Source organism: Micromonospora sp. NBC_00898 (assembly GCF_045207895.1).
Lineage (GTDB): Bacteria > Actinomycetota > Actinomycetes > Mycobacteriales > Micromonosporaceae > Micromonospora.
In genome coordinates this window covers 4,615,436-4,641,636 of the sequence record NZ_CP108775.1, presented here as the reverse complement: position 1 = coordinate 4,641,636, position 26,201 = coordinate 4,615,436, and the positions used below count along the sequence as shown (strand labels likewise).

The following is a 26,201-nucleotide window of genomic DNA, read 5'->3' as shown; positions in this document are numbered from 1 at the left end:
CTGGCGGACCCGGTTCGGGGCATGGCCGACGAGGTGGTCGGCGCGCGGTGGTCGGATGCTGACCTTGCGGAGCTTGCCGGTGGGGTCGGCCCTGATGGGAGGCGTCTGCCGGGCAACGGGTGGATGGCGTTGCGCCGGCTCGGCTGGGGTGCGGTGCCGCCGGCGGGGGTGGTGGTGTCGGACCGGGTTCGTCGGATCGCCGAGGAAGAAGCGGCCCGCGTTCTGCGTCTGGCGTGCCACCGTCGTGCGGTCGTTGCCGCGCTGCTGGCCACGTGGCCGGCCGATCCGTCCGCCCGTACCGATGACGAGTGGTCAGCGTTGCGGGCGGCGTTACCCGAAGGAACCGGTAGCGCGACGATCCGCAGCCGCACCCGACAGATCACCGGATACCTCGGCGTGTATGGCCGGCCGCCGGCGGACCTGTGTGAGCTGGAGGGTCCGCCGGCCGTGGCTCGGCAGGTGAGCCTCGCTGCGGCCGACCGGCAACAGGTCGCCGTCGACCGGGTCGACGACAGGATCGTGCGGGTGTGGTCGCAGCTTCCGATGTGCGCTGCGCCGGCCTCCTACCGCGACTGGGTGTGGCATGCCTTCGACGTGGTGCTGCCGGCGATCGTGCCGGCCGGGGTGAAGGTGTGCACTCCGACGCTGCGTCCCGGCGATGGCAAGGTTCGCGTCGACCTGCCCTGGCAGACCCCGCACACCCCGCCCCGGTTGGACGGCCACACTCGTGCGCTTGGTGTTGACTGGGGTGTGAACACCCTGCTGACCGCGACCGTGGCCGACCTCGACCCCGACGGCACCGTGGTAGTGCAGGGCCGCCCGTTGCGGTTCGACGCGACCGGGGTGTCGGCGAAGCTGGTGCGGCTACGCCGTCACCGCGAACACCTCAACACCAAAGTCGACCATGTGATCCGGCTGCGTGACGGCCGGCCTGCCCACACCCCAGCCGAGCAGGCACTGACTGCGAAGCTTGTCCTCCTGAAGGCCGAGCACTCGGCGGTGTGCGCCCGGATCCGGCATCTCAACAAGGCTCTTGCCTGGTCGGCGGCGCGGTGGCTCGTCGACCAGGCGACCGCGGTCGGCGCGACCGTCATCTACGTGGAGGACCTCGCCACGCTCGAGGGCCGTGGTGGGTCACGCAGCCTCAACCGGCGGATCTCTGGCGCGGTACGCGGCACCGTGTTCACCGCCATCGCCCACCTCGCCGCGAAAGAAGGTGCCGCAGTCGTCACAGTGCCGGCGCGTGGTACCTCGTCCGGCTGTCCCCGCTGCGGCGGTGCGGTCAAGCACGTCAAAACGCCGCAGCGCAGCGTCGCCGGGTACCGGTGGGCCACCTGCTCGTGCGGCCTGTCGATGGACCGTGACCACGCCGCGGCGCAACGGATCGCGGCCAGGGGCCTAGCCAACCAGGCCAAAACCCGCCGCGGCCGTAACGGCAACGCCGCGATCCGGACAGCCACCGACACACCGGTCCGTCACCGGACACGTCGACCAACCCCAGCCGCCACGATCCCGCCACTGCGGGATCGACGCAAAACCGTACCCACCCCGAAGCAGACCCGACCTGCAACGGTCAAGACCTCACGCCTGCTGCCCTTGCGACGGCAGGTTCCCGCCCCGGCAGACCCCCCATCGCGATCTGCCGGTCAGCGTCCGGCGGGACGGACACCCCAGGAGACCAACCCGCAAGGGCCGGTCAGCCAGGTGCCGCACACGGTTACCACCACCGCTCCGCGACACCCTCACCGGGTCCGCGGGGCAGCCCTCGGTCGCGGCTTCCACCGCCACGTGCACGCCACCCCCGTAACCAACCGGGACGGTAGCACCAGCCGGACGTCCGGCTTGCCGAGGATCGCATAGGGAACCAGAGACGCTGCCGGTCTTGGCGTGCACGTTGTTCGCGGCGGCCGTCCCGCGCATCCGGCTGCGCAGCGTCCCGCCGACGAAGCGTTCGCTGTTGCCGGCGATCGGTAGGGCCGCGTACCAGGTGTCGAACCAGGGCTCAGCGCGGACCGCGGCGAGCAGCCCGACGAACTCCGCGGGCGGGATCAGGTTGCGCCGGGACAGGCCGGAGCCGTCCCGCTGCCGCAGGGTTCCGGTGTTCACGCCGTTGTCGCCGGCGTACTCGCCGATCGCGGCGAGGCCGGCCGACCAGGTCCCTGAGCCGGAGATGACCCGGCCGAGTTCCTTGGTCAGCACCTCGGCGTGGCCGTTGTTGGAGAGCTTGAGGAACGGCACCATCAGGTCGGCCAGTGGCATCGAGTCGTGCCGCGCGACCGGCTTCGCGTCGTCCGGGGTGGCCTGGCCGAGCACGGTCCGGCCGAGCACCCGCACGCCGTGCCGCAGCAGCGCGGCCCGGAAGATGTCGGCGGCGTAGCCGGTCGGCTCCCAGACCGTCATCCAGTCGCGCTCCGGCTCCTGGCCGACCGCGATCTGCCCGGTCACCACGATGGTGTTGCTTCCGTGGTCGCGCTCGAACGCGATCGTCGTCTCCCCGTCGGCGTCCGTCTCGGCCCGGTTGTCGATCCGCAGGTAGCCGTTGGGTGGGGTCATCGTCACCACCGGCGGTGCGCCCGGCCCGGCCGCCGGTGCGGCGTGCACGATCACCGTGCCGGCGTCGTAGTCGGTGTCCGGCGCCACGGTCAGCGCGGAGACCTGCGCGGCGTAGTAGTAGGGCTCGTCGTCCCACGTCCAGTCGGGGCCGAGCCGGGTGTGGTCGTACCGGGTGTCGTCGGCGACCAGGTTCCCGGTCACCACCCGGACGCCCTCGGCCGCGACCTGGGCGGCCAGCGCGTCGTAGTCCGCGGCCAGCATGGTCGGGTCGCCGCCGCCGCGCAGGTACAGGTTGCCGGTGAGCAGCCCGGCCCGTCGCACGCCGCTGCCGGCGACGTCGGTGGTGAACCGGTGGCCGGGGCCGAGCAGTTCCAGCGCCGCGGTCGAGGTGAGCAGCTTGGTGTTGGAGGCCGGTACCAGCCGGCGGTCCCCGTTGCGGTCGTAGAGCGTCTGGCCGGTGGTGGTGTCCACGACGACCACGCCGGCCTGCGCTCCGACCAGGCGGGAGTCGGCGAGCACGGCGTCGATGGTGGCGGTCAGCCGGGTCTGCGCGGGGGTGGGCGACTCGGCCGTGGCGGTGGGGGCGCCGGCGGTGGCCGCGGTGGCGACCAGCGCCAGCACCGCGAGCGTCCGGGGAAAGTGACGACGATGCCTGCGTCGATGCTGCCATGGAGGTTTCTTCCAGAGAAGCCTCCGCGGCGAAACTATTTTCCGATCCCTGCCCGGTGCCCTGATTACCCGTCCTGAACCGGGGCATGCCCAGTTCCGGCCGGCACGGTGTCGACTGACCCCGCTCTATTTGACGGATGCTCGGTCAGGGGGCACCGTAGGCCATGAGGGGCGTTTAACCTGCCCTGGTTTGCACGGCGAAGACCGATTCGCCTTCCTGGGTCCGGGCCCGGCCGCGTGGCCGCGCCGACCCGCCGCGATCCCGAACATTCACGAGGAGTGCCGCCATGCTGACCATGACCGACAACGCCGTGATGGTGATCCGCGACCTCGCCGCTCAGCAGGACGTCGGCGAGGACGGCGGGCTGCGCATCGCCGCCGACACCGACGCCGGCTCGCTCTCCATCGAGCTGGTGCCGCAGCCGGCGCAGGGCGACCAGGTGGTCGACAACGAGGGCGCCCGGATCTTCCTCGACGCCGATGCCGCCGAGCTGCTCAACGAGACCTCCGTCGACGCGACCGTGGACGACGAGGGGATCGTGCAGTTCGGCTTCACCGAGAAGGAGTGACCGGCGCGGCTCAGCCCGCGCGGCGGGTCTCCCCGCCCCGGTGCGGCCGGCCGGACCGCCCCCGCTCGGGGGCGTCCTGGCCGACGCCCCACGGTCCGGACCGCTGACCCCGGTCCGGCCCGAGCAGCGTGCCCAGCACGAACGCCAGATGGTGCGACGTGCTCCACGCCGCCCAGTTGGTCGCCGAGCCGGCGCCCGCCCCGCGTCGGGCGCGGCGCAGGATCTCGTGGTCGCCCCAGGAGAACGCCGCCCCGGCCGTCGGCCAGTGCGGGGCCGCCACCAGCGTCCGGCACAGGTCGGCGAAGCGGTCGTCGCCCCGACCGCCCCGACGGGACCAGCGGTAGACCCACCAGGCCCCGTCGGCCGTGTAGCGCAGCGTCGGCAGCCGGTCGCCGGGGCCGTCCGTCCCGGACATCGCGGAGCCGACCCCGTAGTCGCCGTACCCCACGCCGAGGTCGCCCAGGCGCTGCCAGAGCTGCCAGTCGAAGCGGTCGAGACGCACCGGCTCGTCGGTGGGGAGACGGGCCAGGGTCGGCGGCATCCCCCCGGCCGCCACGGTGACCGAGCGCCAGGCGTGCCGCCGGGCCCAGTCCAACAGCCGCCGAACCCGGGGCTCGGCCAGCCGCACATCCGCCGGGCAGCAGACGTCGCCCGCGTCGACGAGCAGGTCGCACAGCTCCGGGACCAGCCGGGCGAGCCGCCAGACCCGCTCCACCGCGGTCGTCGTCGCGTCCGGGCCCGCGCGGTCCCGCCCGGTCCGTAGCCGGACCACCGCCCGCTTGGCGTACGCCCGCGCGGTCACGCCGTGCGCCACCAGCCGTCGGTCGCTCTCCGCGAGCCCGATCACCGGCACCAGCGGTACGCCCCAGCGGACCAGTTCGCTTTCCGGGATGTCCGGCAGGGCGGACACGTCGACGGCCGGCAGCAGCCCCGCCGGCAGCCGGCCGACGAGGTCCACGGTGCACGGATCGACCGCGCAGACGTCGAGGACCGGAGCGAGCAGCGGAGCGGCGGCGTCGTCGAGATGGGCCAGTGCCTCCAGCTCACCCCGGCGACCGGCCAGGATGGGGCGGTAGACCGGTTCCGCCGCCCGACCCCCGTGGGCGGGCACCATACTTCAGCGTAGCGAGACATTGGCGCCGATCACAGCTTTCCGGCGCGGGGGGGCCGGCGCCGGGCCCGCCCGACCCGTTGGCGGCGGGGTGCGGGCGTCCGCACAGACGAGCGCACGGCGCCGCTCGACCGAAGTCGTAACGTCGCCGCGCCCTGGCCGTCTCCCACCACCGCAGCCGTACGGCGGTACGACAGCGGGGACCTGGCTCGACCGGCCGTCCGCGCACCGGTCTTGGCGCTCCAGATGCCCGTCCAGAGGGGATCCAAACCACCGATCAGTGGGGAATTCCACCATCTGCGAGTCCCGGCGTGATGGCGGGTCCGACCGGGTATGTCGGCGCCATGCAGCATTTCACGATCGCGACCGTCGCCGAGAAGAGCCCGGACTTCCGCCGGGTGCTCTGGACCGGGGAGAAGACCCAGCTGGTGATCATGACGATCCCGCCGGGCGGGGAGATCGGTGAGGAGGTCCACGAGGGCATCGACCAGATCCTGACCTTCGTCAGCGGCACCGGCGAGGCCAGGGTGGCCGGTGAGAAGAAGGAGGTCGTCTCGGGCGACCTGGTGGTCGTACCGGCCGGCACGAAGCACAACTTCGTCAACACCGGCCCCAATCCGCTGGTCCTCTACACCGTCTACGGCCCGCCGGACCATGCCGACCGGGCGGTGCACCGGACGAAGGAGGAGGCCGACGCGGCGGAGGCGGCCGGCCGGGACGAGCCGCCCACGGCCTGACCGGCACGGCCTGATCGCCTCGGGTCGGGGTACCCGGGGCGGGTGCACCAGCCGCCGATCTCCGGCTACGGATTCATCTCCGACTGCCGCTCCGGTGCCCTGGTCGGCCGGGACGGGTCGGTCGACTGGTGGTGCCCGGACCGGTTCGACTCGGCGTCGGTCTTCTGCCGGCTCCTCGACCCGGCCGGCGGGCACTGGCGGATCGCGCCGCTGGCCGCGAGCCGGGTGGAGCGCGCGTACCGGCCGGGCACCCTGGTGCTGCGGACCGTCCACCACACCCCGGAGGGGAGCGTCGCGGTCACCGACGCGCTCGCCGCCGAGCTGGGCGCCCGCGGCCACGAGCTGGGGATGAACTCGCCGGCGGTGCTGCTGCGGGTGGTCGAGGGGCTGACCGGGCGGGTGCGGATGCACCTCGACTTCGCCCCGCTCCCGGAGTACGGGCTGCTCACCCCGTACCTGCACGAGCAGCCGGGCGGCGGGGTGCTGGCCACCGCCGGGTCGGTGGCGCTGGTGCTGCGCGGGGACGGGCAGGCGCTGCGCGTCGACGGCGACCGGGTCGACCATACCTTCGAGGTCGCCGCCGGCCAGACGGTCGGCTTCGATCTGGCGTACGCCCTGGTCTACGGCCCGCCGCCGGCCCGGCTGGACCCGGTCACCACGCTCGCCGAGACGGTGCGGGCGTGGGAGGGCTACCGGGAGGTCCACGAGTACGACGGCCAGTACGTCCCGCAGGTCCGGCACAGCGCCACCGTGCTCACCGGCCTGACGTACGCCCGCAGCGGCGCGGTCGCCGCGGCGCTGACCACCTCACTGCCCGAACGCATGGGCGGCGAGCGCAACTACGACTACCGCTACTCGTGGCTGCGCGACTTCTCGATGACCATGGACGCCCTCTGGGTGGCGGCCTGCCCGCACGAGGCGTCCCGGCTCTTCGCCTGGGCGGCCCGCTCCATCGGCCGGATCGGCGACGCGCCGGTGCCGGTGCTGTTCGGGCTGGAGGGGGAGCGGGACATCTCCGAGCACATCTGCTCGCACCTGCGCGGGCACGGGGACAGCCGGCCGGTTCGGATCGGCAACGACGCCTGGCGGCAGCGGCAGCTCGACGTGCCCGGCGAGGTGCTCTCCGCGGTCTGGCGGCTGCACGACTACCTCGGCGACAGCTTCGAGATGGAGCTGCGGGAGATGGTGGTGGGCCTGGCCGAGCAGGTGGCCAACACCTGGCGGCTGCCGGACCGCGGGATGTGGGAGACGCGGGACACCGAGCGGCACTACCTGTCGTCGAAGGTGCTCTGCTGGGTGGCGCTGGACCGGGCGATGAAGCTGGCGCCCCGGCTCGGGGACCGGGCGGACCCGCGTCGCTGGGCGGCGATCCGGGACGAGATCCGGGCGACCGTGCTGCGCGAGGGCTGGAACGACCGGATCGGCGCGTACACCGGGGCCTTCGGCTCGGCGGAACTCGACGCCTCGGCGCTCTTCCTGCCCGTCGTGCACTTCCTGCCGGCCACCGACCCGCGGATGCGCTCCACCATCGAGGTGGTGGAGCGTGAGCTGGGCACCGACGCCGGGCTGGTGCGGCGCTGGAACACCGACCCGGCCGGCTTCGTGCTCTGCTCGTTCTGGCTGGTGGAGTGCCTGGTGATGGCGGGCGAGCGGGACCGGGCCCGGGCGTTGTTCGAGAAGGTGCTCGGGCACGCCAACGACCTGGGTCTCTTCGCCGAGCAGGTGGACCTGCGCACCGGCGTTCAGCTCGGCAACACCCCGCAGGCGCTGTCGCACATCGGGCTGATCAACGCCGCCTGGCGGCTGACCGATCCCGACACCGCCTGAGCGGGTGGGATCCCGCAACACTCCTGCCCGCCGCGCATCGGCCTCTCACAGCACCGGTACGCCCGACACGTCCACCGTCTCCGGATACTTCAGCCCGGCGCCGGTGTTGAGCACCACCACCCGCTCGCCGGCCCGGATCCAGCCCCCGGCCCGCAGGTGCCGGGCCGCCGACAGGCAGGCCGCCCCCTCCGGGCAGAGCAGCAGCCCCTCCCGGGCGGCGAAGTCCCGCAGGTCGGCCAGGATCTCCGCGTCGTCCACGGCGATCGCCGTCCCGCTGCTCTCCCGCAGCGCGTCCAGGATCAGCTCGTCGCCCAGCGGGGACGGCACGGTGATGCCGAAGGCGACGGTGTGCGCGTCCTCCCAGGGGGTGGCACGCGGCTCCCCGGCGGCGAACGCCCGGACGATCGGCGCGCAGCCGGTGGACTGCACCGCGACGAGGCGGGGCAGTTTGTCCTCCACCCAGCCCAGCTCGCGCAGCTCGTGCAGCGCCTTGTGGATGCCGATCAGCCCGACCCCGCCCCCGGTCGGATAGATGATCACATCGGGCACCTGCCAGCCGAGCTGCTCGACGATCTCGTACCCCATGGTCTTCTTGCCTTCCAGGCGGTACGGCTCGCGCAGCGTGCCGGCGTCGAAGACCCGGCCGCCCGACTCGGCGACCAGCCCGGCGACCCGCCGGCCGGCGTCAGTGATCAGCCCGTCCACCAGCCGCAGGTCCGCCCCGGCGGCCAGGCACTCCCGTCGGCAGATGGTCGGCGCGGACAGCGGCATGGCGATGGTCGCGCCCATCCCGGCCCGCGCCGCGTACGTCGCCCAGGCCGCCCCCGCGTTGCCGTTGGTTGGCATGGCGATCCGCTCGACGCCCAGCTCCCGGGCCCGGCTCACGCCCACCGCCGCCCCGCGCGCCTTGAACGACCCCGTCGGGGTGAGCCCCTCGTCCTTGACGATCAGGTCCGGAATGCCGATCTCCGCCCCGTACGCCGGGGCGCGCAGCAGCGGCGTCCAGCCCTCGCCCAGCGTGGTGACGAACCGGGCGTCGGCCACCGGCAGCAGCTCCCGGTAGCGCCACAGGTCCGCCGGGCGGAGCCCGAACTGTTCCGGGGTCACCGCGGCGGCCACCGCGGCGAGGTCGTAGCGCGCCAGCAGCGGGGAACCGCAGTCGCAGAGGTTCTGCAACTTGTCCGCCGGGCGCTCCGCACCGCAGCGCGGGCACTCCAGGTGTGTCAGGTGCACGATGCTGCTTCCTACTTATTGCTCATCACTGAGCGGTTCGGATAATTCGCTCTCCGCTCGGCTATTGCCGGGCTGGAGTCCTGGACCGGCAGTCTGGCCCGGTGGCGATCGGTCCTGTCCTGCAGGATCTGCTTCACCGTGTGGTGCGGGGTGTGCAGGGCGATGTCGGGGTCGCCGGCTCGTTGCAGGATGTTGATCGCGGCGTTCACGTCGGCCTGCCACACCACCCCGCACGGGGTGCAGTGAAGCCGGTCCCCGGTGCGTCGGCCGAGCCGGCCGCAGCGGTGACAGGTTTGTGAGGTGTAGGCGGCGTTGACGTGCACGAGCGCAGAACCTCTGCGCTCCGAAACGTTTGTGAGCGCCTCGGCGGTGACCCCTTTGGTCCACGCGGCGAGGCGCCGGTTGAGATTCTTGCCGAGCGTCTTGCGCCCGGCGAAGGTCTTGGTGAGGTCTTCGGCGACCACGGTGGCGGCCTTGTCGACGACCCGGTGCACGGCGGTGAAGATCTCCGTACGCACCCGGGCCCGGTGGCGGGCGGCCTGCCGGTCCCGCTTGACGGTCCCGAGGTTGTTGACGGTGATCCGGTGCGCTTTTTCGCCGCTGCCAGGTTCGCTGCGATGTCGGCCATGGCGTCGCGGACTGTTTCCTTCCACGGATTCGCCAACAGACCGAACCGCACATGCGTGCCGTCGGCCAACCACCGGTCCCGCACCTGCCGATCCGTCAACCCGGACCCGGCGCCGCCGACCGACCCGTACCGCTGCCATACCTCACTACGAACCCGACCCAACCGGCGAGCCTGCTCCACCAACGCTGCATACTTGCCCGGATTCAGGGCCGTCGAGTAAGCGATCCGGGTGACCTTCACCGATCGCCCTCCACGGTCAGGTCCGCCCCCTTTAGCTCCGTCTCGTAGCGTCGCAGCCCGTACAGCCGGCACGAAAAGGCGTGCACGACCGCCAGCACGTCCTCCACCCGCTCCCGCTGCGGACAACGCCACCTGATTCGCGACGACGATCTCGCAGCCGCCACGCGCCGCCGCATGCTCGAGGCAGACGGCGAGCCGTGATCCCGCCCTCCGCCTCCCAGCGGCGCACTTGCTCACCGAGCAGCCCACCCGCTTGGCAAACGCCCGGATCCGATATCCGTCCCCACAACGGAAAATATAGATAGATCTGCGGAGGGAACCGACCACTAGTCACTCCTCCTCAGCTCGTGTCGATGCTCAGCCAGTGCCGGCTGCGCCGACCCGGCTCGTACGGGGACTCGAGTCGTTTGGCCACCACCCCGGGGAGCCCCTGTTCGCGGGCGGTCCCCAGGGCGTCCGCGCCGACGCCGGGGAACCACGGCGGGGTCTGCCAGTGGGTGCCGGCGAGCGCCAGGCCGTCGAGCAGCTCACGGCGCTGCGCGTACGGCACGTCGAGGCTGGTCGCGCCCTCCAGCCAGAGCAGGTCCACGACGAGGAACTGGCCGTCCCGGACGCTCGGCGCCCGGACCCGCCCGGCGGGGTCGATGCGGACCAGCACCCCGTCCAGCACCGCCTCGGTGGGGGCCAGCACCTCCGCCATCGCGCGCAGCCAGGGGTACGCCCCGGTGATCTCCTCGTCGGCCTCGTCGAGCAGCCGCAGCCGGCCGCCCGAGACGTACGCCATCGCCCGCACGCCGTCCCAGCGCAGCTCGTACCCCCAGGCGGCCTCGTCCTTCGGCAGCTTGCCGGCCTCGGTGGGGTGCATGGGGCGGACCAGCTCGGGCATCGGCGTCCAGCCCTCCGGGGGCGGGTCGGTGCGCCGGACCATCCAGTCCCGGCCCCGGCCCCCGGTGGCGAAGAGCACGTACCGGCCCCGGGTCCGCTTCCCGTCGAGCACCACGATCACCTCGTCGTCGCGCCACTTCTCCGCGCGGTACGTCCCGGTGTCGTGGATGGTCATCTTCCCGCCGCCGTACTCGCCGGCCGGGATCTCGCCGTGGAAGGTGAGGTACTCCATCGGGTGGTCCTCGGTGTGCACGGCCAGGTGGTTGCGGCCGGGCTCGCGGGGCAGGCCGCGCGGCACCGCCCAGGAGGCCAGCACCCCGTGGTGTTCCAGCCGCAGGTCCCAGTGCAGGCTGCGGGCGTGGTGCTGCTGGATGACGAACCGGGCCTTCCCCCGGCCGGGCCGCTTCGGCTCGGGCGCCCGCTCCGGCACCGGCTCGGGCGTACGCCTCGCGTCCCGCTTGCGCCGGTACTCCTCCAGCCGGTCAGCCACCCCCGCATTCTGCGGCACTCCTGGGGCGCCCGCAGCGCGCCACCCGGACGGTTCGTCCCCGTTCCCGCCGGGCGGGTCCTCCTCCGCCCGGTTCCGGCGCCGCCGTCCCGATCCGGCAGGCGGGCGCGTTCCCGGCGGGTCGCCTGCATGCCGGCCGCGATCAGGGGTAGAACAGCCGCCATGACCACCGCTGAACAGCCCACCGTCCCGCTCGCCGGCGACGTCCGGATGCCGCTGCTCGGCTTCGGCACCTGGCAGGCGACCGGCGAGGCCGGCTACGACGCTGTGCTCGCCGCCCTCGACGCCGGTTACCGGCACCTCGACACCGCCACCATGTACGGCAACGAGAAGGAGGTCGGCCGGGCGATCAAGGAGAGCGGGCTGCGCCGGGAGGACATCTTCCTCACCACCAAGCTGCCGCCGGACCGGGTGGGCCGGGAGAAGGAGACCATCGAGGCGAGCCTGCGCGCCCTCGACACCGACTACCTCGACCTGTGGCTGATCCACTGGCCGCCGTCCGCGCCGGGCGACAGCATCCCGGTGTGGCGGGAGCTCCTCGCCGCCCGGGACGAGAGCCTGACCCGCACGGTCGGGGTGAGCAACTACAGCATCAGCCAGATCGACGAGCTGATCCAGGCCACCGAGGAGACCCCGGCGGTCAACCAGATCCGCTGGAGCCCGTCGCTGTACGACCGGCAGACGCATGCCGCCCACCGGGACCGGGGCGTGGTGCTGGAGGGCTACAGCCCGTTCAAGACCAGCGACCTGTCGGACCCGGCGCTGGTGCGGATCGCCCAGGCCCACGACGTCTCCCCGGCGCAGGTGGTGCTCCGCTGGCACATCGACCACGAGATCGTGGTCATCCCCAAGTCGGTGACGCCCGACCGGATCCGGGCCAACGCCGACGTGTTCCGCTTCTCGCTCACCGCCGAGGAGATGCGCGACATCGACGCCCTGGGCGGCTGACCGCCGGTCCCTCGGGTACGGGCACTCGGGGCCTGATCTCCGAACTGGACGGCAGATCGCTGACGCGGGTGCGGGTTTCCGGGCACCTTGACCTGGTGCTGGATTTCGACGGCGTGCGGCTGATCCTCTTCGTCAGCGGCCCCGTCCCCGTCGGTCAGGCCCTGCTGCAGGTGCCCCCGTTGAGGGCGAAGCTGCTCGGCGCGGAGAACGCCCCGTTCAGCGTGCCCTGGTAGCCGAAGCTGGCCGAGGCGCCCGGCGAGAGGGTGCCGTTGTAGCTGACGTTCTTCGCGGTGACCGCGGACCCGCTCTGGGTCACCGTGGCATTCCAGGCGCTGGTGATCTGCTGCCCGGACGGCAGGTTGTAGGTCAGCGTCCAGCCGTTGACCGTGCCGGAGCCGATGTTGGTGAGTCGTCGTGGGCGGCGGGGTGGTGCCGCCGGTGTTGACGCTCTGCGAGAAGGAGTTGACCGCCGGGCCGACCCCGCCCTGCCAGGGCTCGAAGCCGGCCCTGGATGCTGGTCAGGTACCAGTCGCTGGTGATCGCGCCCCGGTTCCTGGTGTCGGTGATGAAGTCCAGGACGTCGAAGCTCACGCTGGGGATCGCCGACGGCGCCACGTACGACGCCGTCCTGCCGGCGAGAAGCCGGTGGAGGTCACGTTGATGCACTGCTGGGCGGTGGTGCCCCAGCGGTTGTTCTGCACGACGTACCTGCCACCGGTCTGCGTCGAGCCGAACTGCTCGCAGATCTGGGTGTCGGCGGAGGCGTACCAGCCGAGGATGACGGCGACGATCGAGCCGGCGGCCAGCAGGCCGGCGGCCGCGATGGCCCTCAGTGGACGCTTCATGATGCCCCTTGGCTTCGGCGCGGGGCGCGGGGACGTGACGGGGCATACGGCCGGGAGCGTTCCCAGGCTCAGCCGTCATCTGAACGACGTACGGGAGTGACCCAGGTCACACGGGATGAACTTTCACCCGCCGGCCACGTCCGGAGCACCCGGATACCTCTCGCGTTCATCCAGGGAGAATGATGCGTTCAGTTCGTAAGATATCGGCGCTGGCACTACTCGTGCTGGGCGTCTCGGCGGCGGCTCCGGGCGCTTCACCGGCGTCGGCGCAGCCGCAGGCCGCGAAGCCGGCGACCCCACCCGCGGTCGCGGCCAAGCCCCGGACGGTCACGCTGATCACCGGCGACACCGTCCACGTCAGTGCCGTGAACGGCCAGACGACCGTCAGCGTCGTGCCGGGCAAGGGACGGGAACGGATCCCGTTCATCACCCACAGCGCCGGTGCGGACGTGCGGGTGATCCCCGGCGACGCCGTCGGCCTGCTCAACCGGGGCAAGCTCGACCAACGGCTCTTCGACATCTCGAAGCTGGTCGACTTCGGCTACGACGACACCCGGGCCACCCTGCCGCTCATCGTCCAGCATGGCAGCGCCACCCCCGCCGGCCTCGCCGGCGCCCGGACCACCCGGGAACTCACCGGGGCGAGCGCGGTCGCGGAGAACCGCGCCGAGGCGGTGTCCTTCTGGAACAACCTCACTTCCGCCGGGAACGGCACCGAGCGGCAACTGCGGGCCGGATTCGACAAGATCTGGCTCGACGGGCTGCGCCACCCCACTCTCGACGTGAGCGTGCCGCTGACCGGCGCGCCGGAGGCCTGGCAGGCCGGTTGGACCGGAGCGGGGGTGAAGGTCGGCGTGATCGACACCGGCATCGACCAGACCCACCCCGACCTGGCCGGCCGCGTCGCCGCCGCGGAGAACTTCACCTCGGACCCGGACACCCTCGACCGGGTCGGCCACGGCACCCACGTCGCCTCCACCATCGCCGGCACCGCGGCCGCGTCGCAGGGCCGTTACAAGGGCATGGCGCCCGGCGCGACGCTCTACAGCGCCAAGGTCTGCATGCTGGAGGGCTGCCCGGAGTCGGCGATCGTGGCCGGCATGACCTGGGCGGCGCAGCAGGGCGTCAAGGTCGCCAACATGAGCCTCGGCGGCCCGGACAGCCCGGACACCGACCCGATCGAGGCGGCCCTGGCCGACCTCACCCACCGCTACGGCGTGCTCTTCGTCGTCGCCGCGGGCAACTCCGGCCTGGCCGGCGAGTCCACGGTGAGCTCGCCCGGCGACGTGGCCGAGGCGCTGACCGTGGGCGCCGTGACCAAGACCGGCGAGCTGGCCGAGTTCTCCAGCCGGGGTCCGCGCGTGGGCGACGCCGGCATCAAGCCGGACATCACCGCGCCCGGCGTCGGCATCGTCGCCGCCCGCAGCTCGACCTCCGACCTGTGGCCGGACGACGAGAACCCGCAGTACGCCAGCCTCTCCGGCACCTCGATGGCGACTCCGCACGTGGCGGGCGCGGCGGCGATCCTGACCCAGCAGCACCCGGACTGGGCGCCTGAGCGGATCAAGTCCACGCTGATGGCGGCCGCGCAGCCGAACGCCGCCATCGGCGTCTACGAGCAGGGCGCGGGCTTCCTCAACGTCGCCCGGGCGATCCGGCAGGACGTCACGGCGAGCCCGGTCAGCATCGCCTTCGAGCGGAACACCACCGCGCAGCAGCGCACGGTCACGTACGCCAACGGCGGCTCTTCCGACCTCACCCTGGCCGTCTCCCTCGACGCCAAGGACGCCGACGGCGCCCCGGCGCCGGCCGGCCTGTTCAGCCTCAGCGCCTCCTCGGTGACGGTCCCGGCCGGCGGCACGGCCACCGTGACCGTCAACGTGCAGGCCGGCGCCGACCTGCCGGACCGCTACTTCGGCGGTGAGGTGACCGCCACCGGTGGCGGCGAGCAGGTGCAGACCCCGGTCGCGCTCGACGTCGTCCGCCACGATCTGGCCGTCAAGCTCATCGGGCCGGACGGCGGAGCGCCCACGGCCGAGCAGGGCTGGGTGACCGTCCTGACCGACCTGGACCGGCAGACCGTCCTGGTGTTCGCCGACCCCGCGGCCACCAGGTACCGGGTCCGCGCGGGCCGCTACCTGGTCCAGACCTACCTGGTGACCGGCGACTGGGAGAACCCGCACATCACGACGCTGGTGCGCCCGAGCCTCGACATGACCAAGGATCAGGCGCTCACCATGGACACCCGATTGGCGAAGCCGATCGCGGTGTCGGTGCCGAACTCGAAGGCCGCTGCGGTCTGGCAGGAGTCCGGCTGGACCATCCGGACCGAGCAGCCGCAGATCTGGGGCAGCAACGACCCGTACGCCGTGCTGATGAACATCCCCTTCGACCACGTGCGGACCGCGCAGATCGGGACCGGCAAGACGCCCGGCTTCGTTTCGTACGTCAATGCGATCTGGGCCGGGGTGGCCGAGGACGGCACCCTGTACAACACCCCGTACGTCTACCGGGTCTACCTCTACGAGCCGGAGAAGATGATGACCGGGCTGACCCGCAAGCTGCACGCGGGTGACTTCGCCACGGTCCGCTCCCAGATCAGCGCGGACGTGGCCGGCGTACCGGTGTCGCGGACCGCGGTCGCGCACGCGCCCGGCAACTCGCCGGTCTACCGCGACGAACGCAATGCCCAGCCGAGCTTCAGCTACGACGCGCCGAACACCATCACCGAGTACTACAACCAGGACAAGCAGGCGGTGTGGCAGTCCACCTCGTTCCAGCGGCGGTACACGTACTACGACTCGGAGTGGACCAGCTTCCAGGCCGGGCGCACGTACAACGTGAAGTGGGCCAACGGGGTGATCGGGCCGGTCTTCTCGGAGCCGAACTTCGGCCAGCAGTGGGCCACCCGCTACTGGGGCGACACGATCGGCGGGCCGGGGCCGCTGCACGGCGACGGCACCGGGCACCGGGGCTTCCGGTTCACTCGCGGCGGCAGCGTCGACGTGAGCCTCTACCGCAACGGGGTGAAGGTCGGCGACGGGACCGAGACGCCCTGGATCTGGCAGGTGCCCGCGGAGACGGGTGACTACCGGTTGGCCGCGACCTTCCGCAGCGACCCGGTCTTCACCCTGTCGACGGAGGTCGACGCGGAGTGGACCTTCAAGTCCGGACACGTGGCCGACGGCGAGTTGGTGAAGCTGCCGCTGACGGCGGTCCGGTTCACCCCGGAGCTCGACATCGACAACCGGGCGCCGGCCGACCGGCGCTTCGCGATCCCGGTCTCGCTCGACCGTCAGGTCGGGGCGGAGCCGGGCCGGACCACGAGCTTGACCGTCGAGGCGTCCTTCGACGACGGCAAGACCTGGCAGCAGCTGACCGTGCGGCGGTCCGGCGAGAAGGCGGTCGCCTGGGTGCGCAACCCGGTCGGCGCCGGCTTCGTCTCGCTGCGGGCCGCTGCGACGGACACCAGCGGCAACACGGTCAAGCAGACCATCATCCGCGCCTACCGGTACTGAGGAAAGGCCCCGGACGCGGCGCCCACCGGCGCCGCGTCCGGGTCACCGGTGCCAGAGCAGCCGGTCGCGGATCCGCCGGGCCGTCGGCGAGTCCGTCCCGTCGAGCTCGGCGAGGGCCTCGCTCCACGCCCGCCCCGCCAGGGCCGGGTCGCCGTTGGCGGAGTGGAAGTCGCCGATGGAGACCAGCACCTCCGCGGTGTGGTGGGGGGCCCGGGCGCCGCGGAAGGTGTCGATCGCCTGCTGCCAGATCGCCATCGCGTGCGGCAGATCGTCGATCATCGAGTACGTGTGCGCCAGCCAGGCCTGGGTGGTGCCCATTCCGTGCAGGTCGCCGAGGGCCTCGAACTGCCGCCGCGCCTCGACGAACATGCCCAGCGCCGCGGCGTGCCGGCCGAGCCAGCCCTGTGCCCGCGCGATGGCCAGCAGGGCGTTGGTGGCGCCCCGCACATTGCCCTCGGCGCGAAACAGCGCCCGCGCCTCCTCGGCATGCCAGATCGCCTCGTGGTAGCGCCGCTGGTCCAGCCGGATCTCGGCGATGTTGTTCTCCACGTGGCCCTGCTCGGTGCGCCGGCCGAGCCGGTCGAAAAGTGCCCGGGCGTGCCGCAGGTGCGACAGCCCACGGTCCAGATCGGCCAGGAAGTAGCAGGCGCCGGCGAGGCTGCGGTGCAGCAGGGCCTGGGCGGCGGGGTCGTCCCCGGTCGCGGCGAGGCCGGTGCTCGCCGTTGCCGCCCACTGCGTGAACTGCGCGGTGTCCTGGAAGAAGTTCTGCAGGGCCAACGCGATCTGCCAGGCCGTGCGAGGCCGGCCGCGTTCCTTGGCCCGCGCGACGATGTCGGTCAGCACCCGCTGCTCGGCGGCGAACCAGGCCATCGCGTCGGCCCGGCCGGTGAAGCCGCGCCCGGTGACCCCACGCTCGGACGGCTCGGGCTCCGGCAGCGGCACCTGCGGCAGCAAGGGCAGATGCGCCGCGTACGCACTGAGCTGGTAATAGTCGTAGACCCGCTCGATGGCAGCGTCCCGCTCGGCCGCGTCGTCGTGCTCCTCCCCGAGCTCCACGGCATAGGCGCGCAGCAGATCATGCATCCGCCACCGGCCGTCGCCGGGCTGGACCAGCAGCTGTGCCCCGAGCTCGGCGAGCAGGCCGCGGGCGGAGCGCAGGGCCAGGCCGCCCAGGGCGGCCGCCGCTTCCGTGCTCAGCTCCCCGGCCGGGTGCAGGGGCAGCAGCCGGAAGAGCCGGGCTGCCTCGGGAGTCAGGGCCCGGTAGGACCAGGAGAAGATCGTCTCCAGATCGACGTGTGCGTCCCCGAAGCCGGCCAGCCGGCCGTCGGCCTCGGCCAGCTCACCGGCGACCGCGGGCAGGCTGAGCCCGGGCCGGCCGACGCTGCGGGTGGCGACCAGCGCCAGGGCCAGCGGCAGCCGGCCGCACCGCGCGATGATCTCGTCGACGGCGGCCGGGTCGGCGGCCACCGCGTCGCCGAGCCGGCGGGTGAGCAGCTCGCGGGCCTCGGCGCCGGTCAGCAGGTCGAGGTGCAGCGGGTGGGCGCCCGCCGGGCCGGCCACGCCGGTGATCCGGCGGCGGCTGGTGGCGATGACGAGACTGCCGCCGGCGCCGGGCAGCAGGTGCCGGATCTGGTCCCAGTCGCGACAGTTGTCGAGCAGGATCAGCATCCGGCGCTCGGCCAGGATGCTGCGGTAGAGGCCGGCCTGGGCCTGCAGCTCGGCCGGGATGGCGGCCGGCGCGACCCCGAGGGACCACAGGAAGCCGCGCAGCGCCTCCGCCGGTGTCATCACCGAGTCGTCGGAGTCGAAACCGCGTAGGTCCGCGTGCAACTGCCCATCGGGGTAGCGGGCGGCCAGCTGGTGGGCCAGGTGCACCGCGAGGGTGGTCTTCCCGACGCCGGGCATTCCGTCGATGACCAGCGCGGTGGTCCGCCGGTCTCCGGCCAGCAGCTCCTCCGCGGCGGCCACGACGCCGCGGCGGCCGGTGAAGTAGGGGTGGTCGGCCGGCAACTGCGCCGGCGGCTCGGCCCGGGTCGACTGCGACAGCTCCAGTTCGGCTGGCGGCCATAATTCGGCCTGCGCGCCGCTAGGCGGCGCTCCGGGCCGAATGAAGGCCGGTCTGACGCCGCGCCGCGACCTGGAGCCGTCGGCCGGGGCGTCGTGGTCGAGCAGGCTGTCCCGGGCCGCGCGCAGGTCGCCGCCCGGCTGGATGCCGAGCTCGTCCGCGAGCCGGTGCTCGATGTCGGCATAAGCCGCGAGGGCCTCGGCCCGCCGGCCGTCCGCGGCGAGCGCGAGCAGCAGCCGCGCCTGCAGTGCCTCGTCCAGCGGCTCGTATTCGGCGGCCAGCCGGATCGCGGGCAGCACCGCGTGGACGCGCCCGGCCCGCAAGGCGACGTCGGTCGCCGCCCGGACGGCCGCGAACCGCTCGCCGTCGACAGCGACGAACTCCGGATGGGCCCGGCCACCGGCCTGCAGGCCCGAGGCGCACCGGTCGCGCCACAGCGCCAGCGCCTCCCGGTAGAGCTCGACGGCCGGCTCGCCGGAGCTGCCACCGGCCTGGGCGACCAGGCGCCGGAAACGCAGCAGGTCGAGCGACTCCCCGTCGATCCGCAGCCGGTATTCGGCGCCATCGCGGATCAGCACCGAGCCCGCTGCCCGCGTCGGCAGGCCCGGCTCGAAGCGCCGCCGGAGCATCCCGACGTGCCGGTGCACCACGTTGACCGCGCTGGGTGGGGGATCGGACTCCCAGAGCAGGTCGACGAGCTCGGCGACGCTGACCGCGCCGCCGGCCCGGGCGAGCAGCAACGCCAGGATCAGCCGCTGCTGCCGGGTGCCCAGGTCGATTTCGGACTGGCCGCGCCAGGCCCGCACCGGGCCGAGAACGGCGAAAGAGAGCGGGCCGGTCATCTTGATGCGATCCGTACAGGGCTGGGTTGCCACGATCGCGATAGCATGGCAGGGCCCGCGCCGCGAGCCAGGGCCCGCGTTACGGCAAAGTGAGCTTCGACTCAGCTTCCGGATCGCCGGGCGGCGGAGTCGTCGCTGCTCAGGCCGCCTCGAGGCCGGTGCGCAGGGCGCGCAGCGCATAGTGGGTCCGGGACTTCACCGTGCCGATCGGCACTCCCAGCCGGCCCGCGACCTCTGCCGGTGACCGCCCGACCAGGTAGACCTCGGAGAGCAGACTGCGCTGCGCCGGGCTCAGGCGGCCGAGCGCGTGCCGGATCGCGTGCGACGCCAGCGCGGTGCCGGTGGTGTCGTCACCAGCGGGAATCCAGGTCATGTCGACGAGATGGACCTCGGCCGGGCGGCCCCGCCGCAGCCGGACGCCGTCGATGACGAGCCGCCGGGCGACGGTGAAGAGCCACCGGCGGGCGGCATCGGGCTCGGCCGGCACCGAGTCGAGCTGCCGCCAGGCCCGCAGCATCGTCTCCTGGAGCAGATCCTCGGCGGTCTGCCGCTGGCCGTGGGTCAGCACGAGCAGGAGACGCAGCACGGCACGGGCGTGGTCCGCATGCAGCGCGGTCATGCGCTCGGCCCGGACGGCCGGTGATTCGTCGGGTGCCCGCAGCACGGCATCTCCCCCAGCGGCAGGAGCAACGGTGAATGCGGCACGAGCCTAGGGACGATCGATGCGAATGGACTGACACCTAAGTGCGGATCGAGTGCCGTCGCCGATCGCAATCGGTCACGGACGCGACGTGACCGCCGAGAGCAGGCCGGCCAGCCGCCGGCCGGTCCGGGTCTGCGCGTACGGGATCAGGGCCAGCGCCTCCTGCCACGCCCGCACCGCGGCGTCCTGGTCGCCGGCGGCGGCGAGGGCGTCGCCGAGCAGCGCCAGCACCTCCGCGGCCGGCGCCGACGCCGAGGCCTCCTGGTAGGCGACGGCCGCCTCGCGCCAGCAGTCGACCGCCTTGCCGAGCTCCCGGCGGGCGGAATGCACCTGGCCGAGCACCTCCCACGCCTCGGCGATGCCCAGCCTGTACTGCGCTCCGCGCGACAGCGCCATCGCCTGCTTGGCGCAGCGCACGGCCTCTTCCTCCCGGCCCAGTTCGGCGTTGCTCGCGGCCATGATCACCAGGGCGTCCGCGAACAGTTTGTCGTCTCCGGCCGCCCATGGCCCCAGCGCCGCCGAAAGCGTCCGGACGACCTCCTCGTGTCGCCCCTGGGCGCCCAGGACCATCGCCCGATTGATCCCGGCCCGGGTCATCTCGTCGTGCAGGCCGAGCCGGGCGAGCAGCTCGAGCGCCCGGTCGAGGTGCCCGACCGCGGTCTCGTGCTCGCGCCGGAAGTAGGCCGCCCCGGCCAGGCTGCGGTGCATCCGGGCCTGCCCGACCAGGTCGCCGCCCGCCCGGGCGGCCTCGAGGGCCACCTCGCCGGTCGTCGTCCAGTCGGCCCACCGGCCGCTGCGGTCGAAGAAGTGCTGCATGCCCAGGGCGAGCTGCCAGGCGTCGGTGTGCCGGCCCTGCCGGGCGGCCCGGCGGACCAGCGCGATCAGGACCTGCCGCTCGGCGGTGAACCAGCGCATGGCGTCGCCGTGGCCGGCGAAGCCCAGCGGGGTCTCGCCCGGCCCCGGCTCGATCATCGGGTGGTACTCGGAGGCCAGCAGCCGCCGGTGCGCCTGATAGCAGGTGGCCCGGTAGAACTGCAGGCAACGCAGCTCCGCGGCGGCGCGCTCGGCCGGGCTGTCGTTCTCCTCGCCGAGCTCCGTGGCATAGGCCAGCAGCAGGTCGTGGGTGCGGTAGCGGCCCGGCAGGTCCTCGCTGATCAGGTGCGCGCGGCTCAGCTCGCCGATCAGCGCCCGCCCGGTCCGCAGCGGGACGCCGGCCAGGCCCGCCGCCCCGGCGATCGAGATGTCGGGGCCGGGATGGATCGGCAGCAGCCGGAAGAGCCGGGCGGCCGGGGCAGAGAGTGCCTGGTAGGACCAGGAGAAGACGGCACGCAGGCCGGTCTGCGGGTCGTCGCCGTCGAAGCCGTCCAGGCTCCCGGGCGCTTGGGCCAGCTCGGCGGCGATCTGCGCCGGTGGCGTCCGCGGCAGGCTCGCCGCGCGGGCGGCCACCACGGCCAGCGCGAGCGGCAGCCGCCCGCAGCTGGCGATGATGGCGTCGATCGCGGCCGGGTCCGCTGCGACGCGGCCGGCGCCGAGCGGCCCGAGGAGCGCCGCGCGGGCCTCGTCGAGGCTCGGCAGGCCGACCGGCAACGGGTGGGCGCCGGCCGTGGTCAGCAGGCTGCTGAGCCGGCTGCGGCTGGTGACGATCACCAGACAGTCGGGGCTGCCCGGCAGCAGGTGCCGGATCTGCTCGGCGTCCCGGCAGTTGTCGAGCACGATCAGCAGGCGCCGGCCGGCAAGGCTGCTGCGGTACATGCCCGCCTGGGCGTGCAGCTCGGCGGGAATGCCCTCCTGCGGCACCCCGAGCGAGCCGAGGAAGCCGCGCAGCGCCTCGGCCGGGCTCATCGCCGGCTCCCGCCCGTCGTATCCGCGCAGGTCGACATACAGCTGCCCGTCCGGGTAGCCGGCGGCGAACTCGTGGGCGAGGTGGACGGCGAGGGTGGTCTTGCCGATCCCGGGCATGCCGTCGATCGCGAGCACCGCCGGCCCGCCCGGGCGCGCGACCGCCGCGCGGGCCTCGGCGATGAGGTCGTCCCGGCCGCTGAAGAAGGGCAGGTCCGGCGGCAGCTGCGCGGGCCGGGGGAGTGACGACGGCGACTCGGTACGCGCCGGCTGGGTGCGCTGGTGCAGCAGCCGGTCGTACGCCTCCCGCAGCTCCTCGCCCGGATCGATGCCCAGGTCGTCGGCGAGCCGGCGGCGCACCATCCGGTACATCTCGACGGCTTCCGCCTGGCGGCCGTCGGCGGCGAGCGCCAGCAGCAACCGGCTCTGCAGCGACTCGTCGAGCGGGTGCTGCTCGGCGGCCTGCCGCAACGGCGCCAGCACCGCGCTCAGCCGGCCGCAGCGCTCGGCGGCGTCGGCGGCCTCGCGCACGGCCTGGGCGCGTTCGGCCTCCACGGCGAGGAACGCGGGATGCAGGCGGGAGGCCGGTTCCAGGCCCGCGGCGCACCGGCCGCGCCACAGCCGCAGCCCGTCGAGGGAATGCCGCAGCGCCGACTCCGGGTCGCCGTCCTGCAGGCTCCGGCCCGCCAGCCGGCTCAGCGACCGGAACTTCAGCAGGTCAAGGGACTCCTCGTCGGCGCGCAGCCGATAGCCCGAGAGCTCCCGGAGGATGTGCCGGCCCGCCGACCGGGTGGGCAGGCCGGGCTCGAGCAGCCGCCGGAGCGCCCCGACGTGCCGGTGCACGACGTTCGCGGCGCTGGCCGGGGCCTCCTCGTCCCAGAGCAGGTCGACCAGCTCGGCCAGGGAGACCGGTGAACCGGCCCGGGCCAGCAGCAACGCGAGCACCAAGCGCTGCTGGCGGGCGCCCAGATGCACCTCGGCGCCGGCGCGGACGACCCTGATCGAGCCGAGCACCGAGAAACCGATCGTCTCGCCCGCCTCCGCCCGCACACCGGCAACGGTAACCGGCCGATCCGCCACCGGAGCTTGCGACCAAAGGCCCAGGGCCGAGACCGGGTCTCCGCGCGTTGCCAGGCCACACTCCTCTCGTCACGGTCCTCGGCCACCCCGCGCCGGCGGACGCCGACGGAACGACGTTCAGCAGGCCGGAAAGAAATCTCGGTCGCCGGGAGGGGTGACCGGGGCGGGACGATCGGCCCTGGTGTGTACCGATTGCGCCGAGTAATGTCTTGCCTCCAACGCGTGCCGAACCCCTCCGGAGGCGTACACCACGATGGGTGGCTCCCCCCTGCGCATCCTCGTCGTCGGCGCGGGCATCGCCGGCCTGGCCGTGGCCCGGGCACTGCGGCTCGCGGGGTTCCGGCCCGACGTCACCGAGAAGCTGCCCCCCACCGAGCTCGTCGACACCGGCCTCTACCTGCCCGGCAACGCCGCCCGGGCGCTGCGCCGGCTCGACCTCGACGGACCGGTCCGCCCACTCGGCCAGGTGATCCACCGGCAGCGCTTCCTGGACGCGGCCGGCGCGCCGCTCTGCGAGGTCGACCTCGACGCCCTCTGGGCCGGCGTCGGGGAGTGCCGAGCCCTGCCCCGCGCCGAACTGCACCGGGTGCTGCTCACCGGGGCCGGCGGCGCCGTCCGGCACGGCGCCGAGGTCAGCACCGTCGAACCGCGCCCCGGCGGCGTCGCCGTCGGCTTCACCGACGGCACCCGCGCCGAGTACGACCTGGTGATCGGCGCCGACGGGCCGCGCTCGGCCGTTCGCACCCTCGCCGCCCTCGGCGGTCCGCCCCGGCCCGCCGGGCAGGTGGTCTACCGCAGCGTCCTGCGCGGCGGGCCCCGGCTGACCGAGTGGACCGCCCTGCTCGGCCAGCGGTCCGGGTTCCTGCTGGTGCCGATCGGCGCCGGGCGGCTGTACTGCTACGCCGACGAGGCCGGCACCGTCCCGCCCGCCGACCCGCTGGCCCGGCTGCGGGAAATCTTCGCCGGCTACGGCGGCCCCGTGCCCGAGGTCCTGTCCGCCCTCGAACACGTGCACGTCGGCGTCACCGAGGAGGTGGAGCTCGGCCGCTGGTTCCACGGCCGGGTGCTGCTCGTCGGCGACGCCGCCCACGCCACCGCGCCGACCCTCTCCCAGGGCGCCGCCATGGCCCTGGAGGACGCCGTCGTGCTCGCCGAGTCGCTGCGGGCGGCCGGCGGCGTCGAGGCCGCGCTGCTGGCGTACGAGAGTCGGCGGCGACCCCGTACCCGATGGGTGCGGGACCGGACCCGGGACCGCAACCGGACCCGCGACGTGCCGCCGGCGCTGCGTGACCCGCTGCTGCGCGGGCGCGGCGGACGGATCTTCCAGGAGCACTACCGGTTACTGGTCGGCCCGCTCTGAGCGTCGACGTGGGGGCGGGTGATCGTAGCCGCCCACCCCACGCGGCGAGGCCACCTGCCGGGGACTATCCTCCTTGCGGATGACGGCCCGCAGATAACAGCGCGCGCCGAGCGGGACAACCGAGAACCGGAGGCCACTCGTGACCACCGTCGCACCCAAGCCGGTCGTGACCCGGCCCTGGCCGGTCCGAGAGCCGGTCAAGGGGTCGGCAATCGCGCGGCTGCTGCGCACCACGGACGCGAAGCAGATCGGGATCATGTACATGGTCACCGCGTTCGCGTTCTTCATGATCGGTGGCCTGATGGCCCTGATCATGCGCGCCGAGCTGGCGCGGCCGGGCCTGCAGTTCCTGTCGCCCGAGCAGTACAACCAGCTCTTCACCATGCACGGCACGATCATGCTGCTGTTCTTCGCGACGCCGATCGTGTTCGCCTTCGCGAACTACGTGGTGCCGCTGCAGATCGGCGCGCCCGACGTGTCGTTCCCCCGGCTGAACGCGTTCGCCTACTGGCTCTACCTGTTCGGCGGCACGATGGCCGTGGCCGGCTTCATCAGCCCCGGTGGCGCGGCCGACTTCGGCTGGACGGCATACACCCCGCTGAGCACCGCCGAGCACTCGCCGGGCGTCGGCGCGAACATGTGGGTGGTCGGCCTGGCCATCTCCGGCCTGGGCACCATCCTCGGCGCGGTCAACCTGATCACCACGATCCTGACCCTGCGCGCCCCCGGCATGACCATGTTCCGGATGCCGATCTTCACCTGGAACATGCTGGTCACCAGCCTGCTGGCGATCCTGGTCTTCCCGCTGCTGGCCGCCGCGCTCTTCGCGCTCGCCGCGGACCGGCTGATCGGCGCCCACGTGTACGACCCCGCCACCGGCGGCCCGATGCTCTGGCAGCACCTGTTCTGGTTCTTCGGGCACCCCGAGGTCTACATCGTGGCGCTGCCGTTCTTCGGCATCATCAGCGAGATCATCCCGGTCTTCTCCCGGAAGCCGATCTTCGGCTACAAGGGCCTCGTCGCCGCCACCATCTCCATCGCGGCCCTGTCGATGAGCGTCTGGGCGCACCACATGTTCGCCACCGGCCAGGTGCTGCTGCCGTTCTTCAGCTTCCTCAGCTACCTGATCGCCGTGCCGACCGGCATGAAGTTCTTCAACTGGATCGGCACCATGTGGCGGGGCCAGATCACCTTCGAGACGCCGATGCTCTGGGCGGTCGGATTCCTGGTGACCTTCCTCTTCGGCGGTCTGACCGGTGTGCTGCTCGCCAGCCCGCCGCTCGACTTCCACATCACCGACTCGTACTTCGTGGTGGCGCACTTCCACTACGTGCTCTTCGGCACGATCGTGTTCGCCGTGTTCGCCGGCATCTACTTCTGGTTCCCGAAGATGTTCGGCCGGATGCTCGACGAGCGCCTGGGCAAGGTGCACTTCTGGCTGACCATGATCGGCTTCCACACCACCTTCCTGGTGCAGCACTGGCTCGGCGCCGAGGGCATGCCCCGCCGGTACGCCGACTACCTGCCCGGCGACGGATTCACCACGCTGAACACGATCTCCACGATCGGCGCCTTCATCACCGGTATCTCGACCCTGCCGTTCATCTGGAACTGCTGGAAGTCGTACAAGACCGGCCCGGTGGTCGAGGTCGACGACCCGTGGGGTCACGGCAACTCGCTCGAGTGGGCCACCAGCTCGCCGCCGCCGCTGCGCAACTTCGACCGGATGCCGCGGATCCGCTCCGAGCGCCCCGCGTTCGACGCGAAGTTCCCGGAGCTGGCCGCCGGCCAGAGCATCGCCGGCCCGCCCGAGGGCGGCGCCAAGCCGCTGACCAGCGAGTCCAACGGTGGCGCCAGCTACCAGGAGGACACCGCCGGCAACCTCGACCAGCGCTGACCCGCTGCGACACCGCGCCACGGGCGCCGCACCCCTCCAGGGGTGCGGCGCCCGTCGCCGCTTCCGCCGGGTGCCGGCTCCTGGTCAGCTTGCCTCCCGGTCAGCTTGCCTCCCGGTCAACTTGGCTCCCGGTGAGCCCGGCTC

At 72.9% G+C, this 26,201-nt stretch carries 15 protein-coding genes and 2 pseudogenes; 8 read left to right on the top strand and 9 right to left on the bottom strand.

What is annotated here, in order from left to right; translation table 11 throughout:
* Window positions 1–21: 21 nt before the first annotated feature.
* A pseudogene (locus tag OG799_RS22480) lies at window positions 22–1,380 on the top strand (zinc ribbon domain-containing protein); the annotation flags it as partial.
* Window positions 1,381–1,581: 201 nt separating this feature from the next.
* On the opposite strand, the gene dacB reads toward OG799_RS22480, so the two are convergent.
* Complete coding sequence (dacB, locus tag OG799_RS22475) at window positions 1,582–3,174, bottom strand: D-alanyl-D-alanine carboxypeptidase/D-alanyl-D-alanine-endopeptidase (protein ID WP_406037210.1); 1,593 nt, start codon at window positions 3,172–3,174, stop codon at window positions 1,582–1,584.
* A 335-nt stretch (window positions 3,175–3,509) separates the two neighbouring features.
* On the opposite strand from dacB, the gene OG799_RS22470 reads away from it, so the two are divergent.
* Window positions 3,510–3,791, top strand: a complete 282-nt coding sequence (locus tag OG799_RS22470; RefSeq protein ID WP_406037208.1) for an iron-sulfur cluster biosynthesis family protein — start codon at window positions 3,510–3,512, stop codon at window positions 3,789–3,791.
* Window positions 3,792–3,801: 10 nt separating this feature from the next.
* On the opposite strand, the gene OG799_RS22465 is transcribed toward OG799_RS22470, so the two are convergent.
* Window positions 3,802–4,905 carry a beta family protein gene (locus OG799_RS22465; protein ID WP_406037205.1) on the bottom strand — a complete coding sequence of 368 codons (1,104 nt, stop codon included), beginning with the start codon at window positions 4,903–4,905 and terminating at the stop codon, window positions 3,802–3,804.
* A 341-nt stretch (window positions 4,906–5,246) separates the two neighbouring features.
* Here OG799_RS22465 and OG799_RS22460 point away from each other — a divergent pair, with 341 nt between their 5' ends.
* On the top strand, window positions 5,247–5,639 hold the full coding sequence (locus OG799_RS22460; RefSeq protein ID WP_406037203.1) for a cupin domain-containing protein: 393 nt from the start codon (window positions 5,247–5,249) through the stop codon (window positions 5,637–5,639).
* Window positions 5,640–5,681: 42 nt separating this feature from the next.
* A complete protein-coding gene (locus OG799_RS22455) occupies window positions 5,682–7,466 on the top strand; it encodes a glycoside hydrolase family 15 protein (protein ID WP_406037201.1) in 1,785 nt (594 codons plus the stop codon).
* A 45-nt stretch (window positions 7,467–7,511) separates the two neighbouring features.
* Here OG799_RS22455 and OG799_RS22450 read toward each other — a convergent pair whose 3' ends face one another.
* The 3 genes from OG799_RS22450 to OG799_RS22440 form a co-directional block, all read right to left on the bottom strand.
* Window positions 7,512–8,699, bottom strand: coding sequence for a threonine synthase (locus tag OG799_RS22450; RefSeq protein WP_406037199.1), 1,188 nt, complete (start codon window positions 8,697–8,699; stop codon window positions 7,512–7,514).
* An 11-nt stretch (window positions 8,700–8,710) separates the two neighbouring features.
* Window positions 8,711–9,400: a zinc ribbon domain-containing protein gene (locus OG799_RS22445; RefSeq protein WP_406037197.1), complete on the bottom strand. Its 690-nt coding sequence runs from the start codon at window positions 9,398–9,400 to the stop codon at window positions 8,711–8,713.
* A 507-nt stretch (window positions 9,401–9,907) separates the two neighbouring features.
* The gene (locus OG799_RS22440) at window positions 9,908–10,942 is read right to left on the bottom strand and encodes a DNA polymerase ligase N-terminal domain-containing protein (RefSeq protein WP_406037195.1); all 1,035 of its coding nucleotides are present in this window, start codon (window positions 10,940–10,942) and stop codon (window positions 9,908–9,910) included.
* A gap of 180 nt (window positions 10,943–11,122) precedes the next feature.
* Between OG799_RS22440 and OG799_RS22435 the strand changes: the two genes are divergently transcribed.
* Window positions 11,123–11,908, top strand: a complete 786-nt coding sequence (locus tag OG799_RS22435) for an aldo/keto reductase (protein ID WP_406037193.1) — start codon at window positions 11,123–11,125, stop codon at window positions 11,906–11,908.
* 154 nt (window positions 11,909–12,062) lie between these two features.
* Here the strand turns inward: OG799_RS22435 and OG799_RS22430 are convergent.
* Window positions 12,063–12,753, bottom strand: a pseudogene (locus OG799_RS22430) (cellulose binding domain-containing protein).
* A 182-nt stretch (window positions 12,754–12,935) separates the two neighbouring features.
* On the opposite strand from OG799_RS22430, the gene OG799_RS22425 reads away from it, so the two are divergent.
* Window positions 12,936–16,271, top strand: coding sequence for a S8 family peptidase (locus OG799_RS22425; protein ID WP_406037191.1), 3,336 nt, complete (start codon window positions 12,936–12,938; stop codon window positions 16,269–16,271).
* A 42-nt stretch (window positions 16,272–16,313) separates the two neighbouring features.
* Here the strand turns inward: OG799_RS22425 and OG799_RS22420 are convergent, their stop codons facing one another.
* From OG799_RS22420 to OG799_RS22410, 3 genes are all read right to left on the bottom strand, one after another.
* A complete protein-coding gene (locus OG799_RS22420; RefSeq protein WP_406037189.1) occupies window positions 16,314–19,178 on the bottom strand; it encodes an AfsR/SARP family transcriptional regulator in 2,865 nt (954 codons plus the stop codon).
* A 139-nt stretch (window positions 19,179–19,317) separates the two neighbouring features.
* The gene (locus OG799_RS22415; RefSeq protein ID WP_406037187.1) at window positions 19,318–19,842 is read right to left on the bottom strand and encodes a sigma-70 family RNA polymerase sigma factor; all 525 of its coding nucleotides are present in this window, start codon (window positions 19,840–19,842) and stop codon (window positions 19,318–19,320) included.
* Window positions 19,843–19,956: 114 nt separating this feature from the next.
* Entirely contained in the window at window positions 19,957–22,770 is a 2,814-nt protein-coding gene (locus OG799_RS22410) for a BTAD domain-containing putative transcriptional regulator (protein WP_406037185.1), read from the bottom strand.
* Window positions 22,771–23,053: 283 nt separating this feature from the next.
* On the opposite strand from OG799_RS22410, the gene OG799_RS22405 reads away from it, so the two are divergent.
* Complete coding sequence (locus tag OG799_RS22405) at window positions 23,054–24,160, top strand: FAD-dependent monooxygenase (RefSeq protein WP_406037183.1); 1,107 nt, start codon at window positions 23,054–23,056, stop codon at window positions 24,158–24,160.
* Window positions 24,161–24,299: 139 nt separating this feature from the next.
* The gene (gene ctaD, locus OG799_RS22400) at window positions 24,300–26,057 is read left to right on the top strand and encodes a cytochrome c oxidase subunit I (RefSeq protein ID WP_406037181.1); all 1,758 of its coding nucleotides are present in this window, start codon (window positions 24,300–24,302) and stop codon (window positions 26,055–26,057) included.
* Window positions 26,058–26,201: the final 144 nt, after the last annotated feature.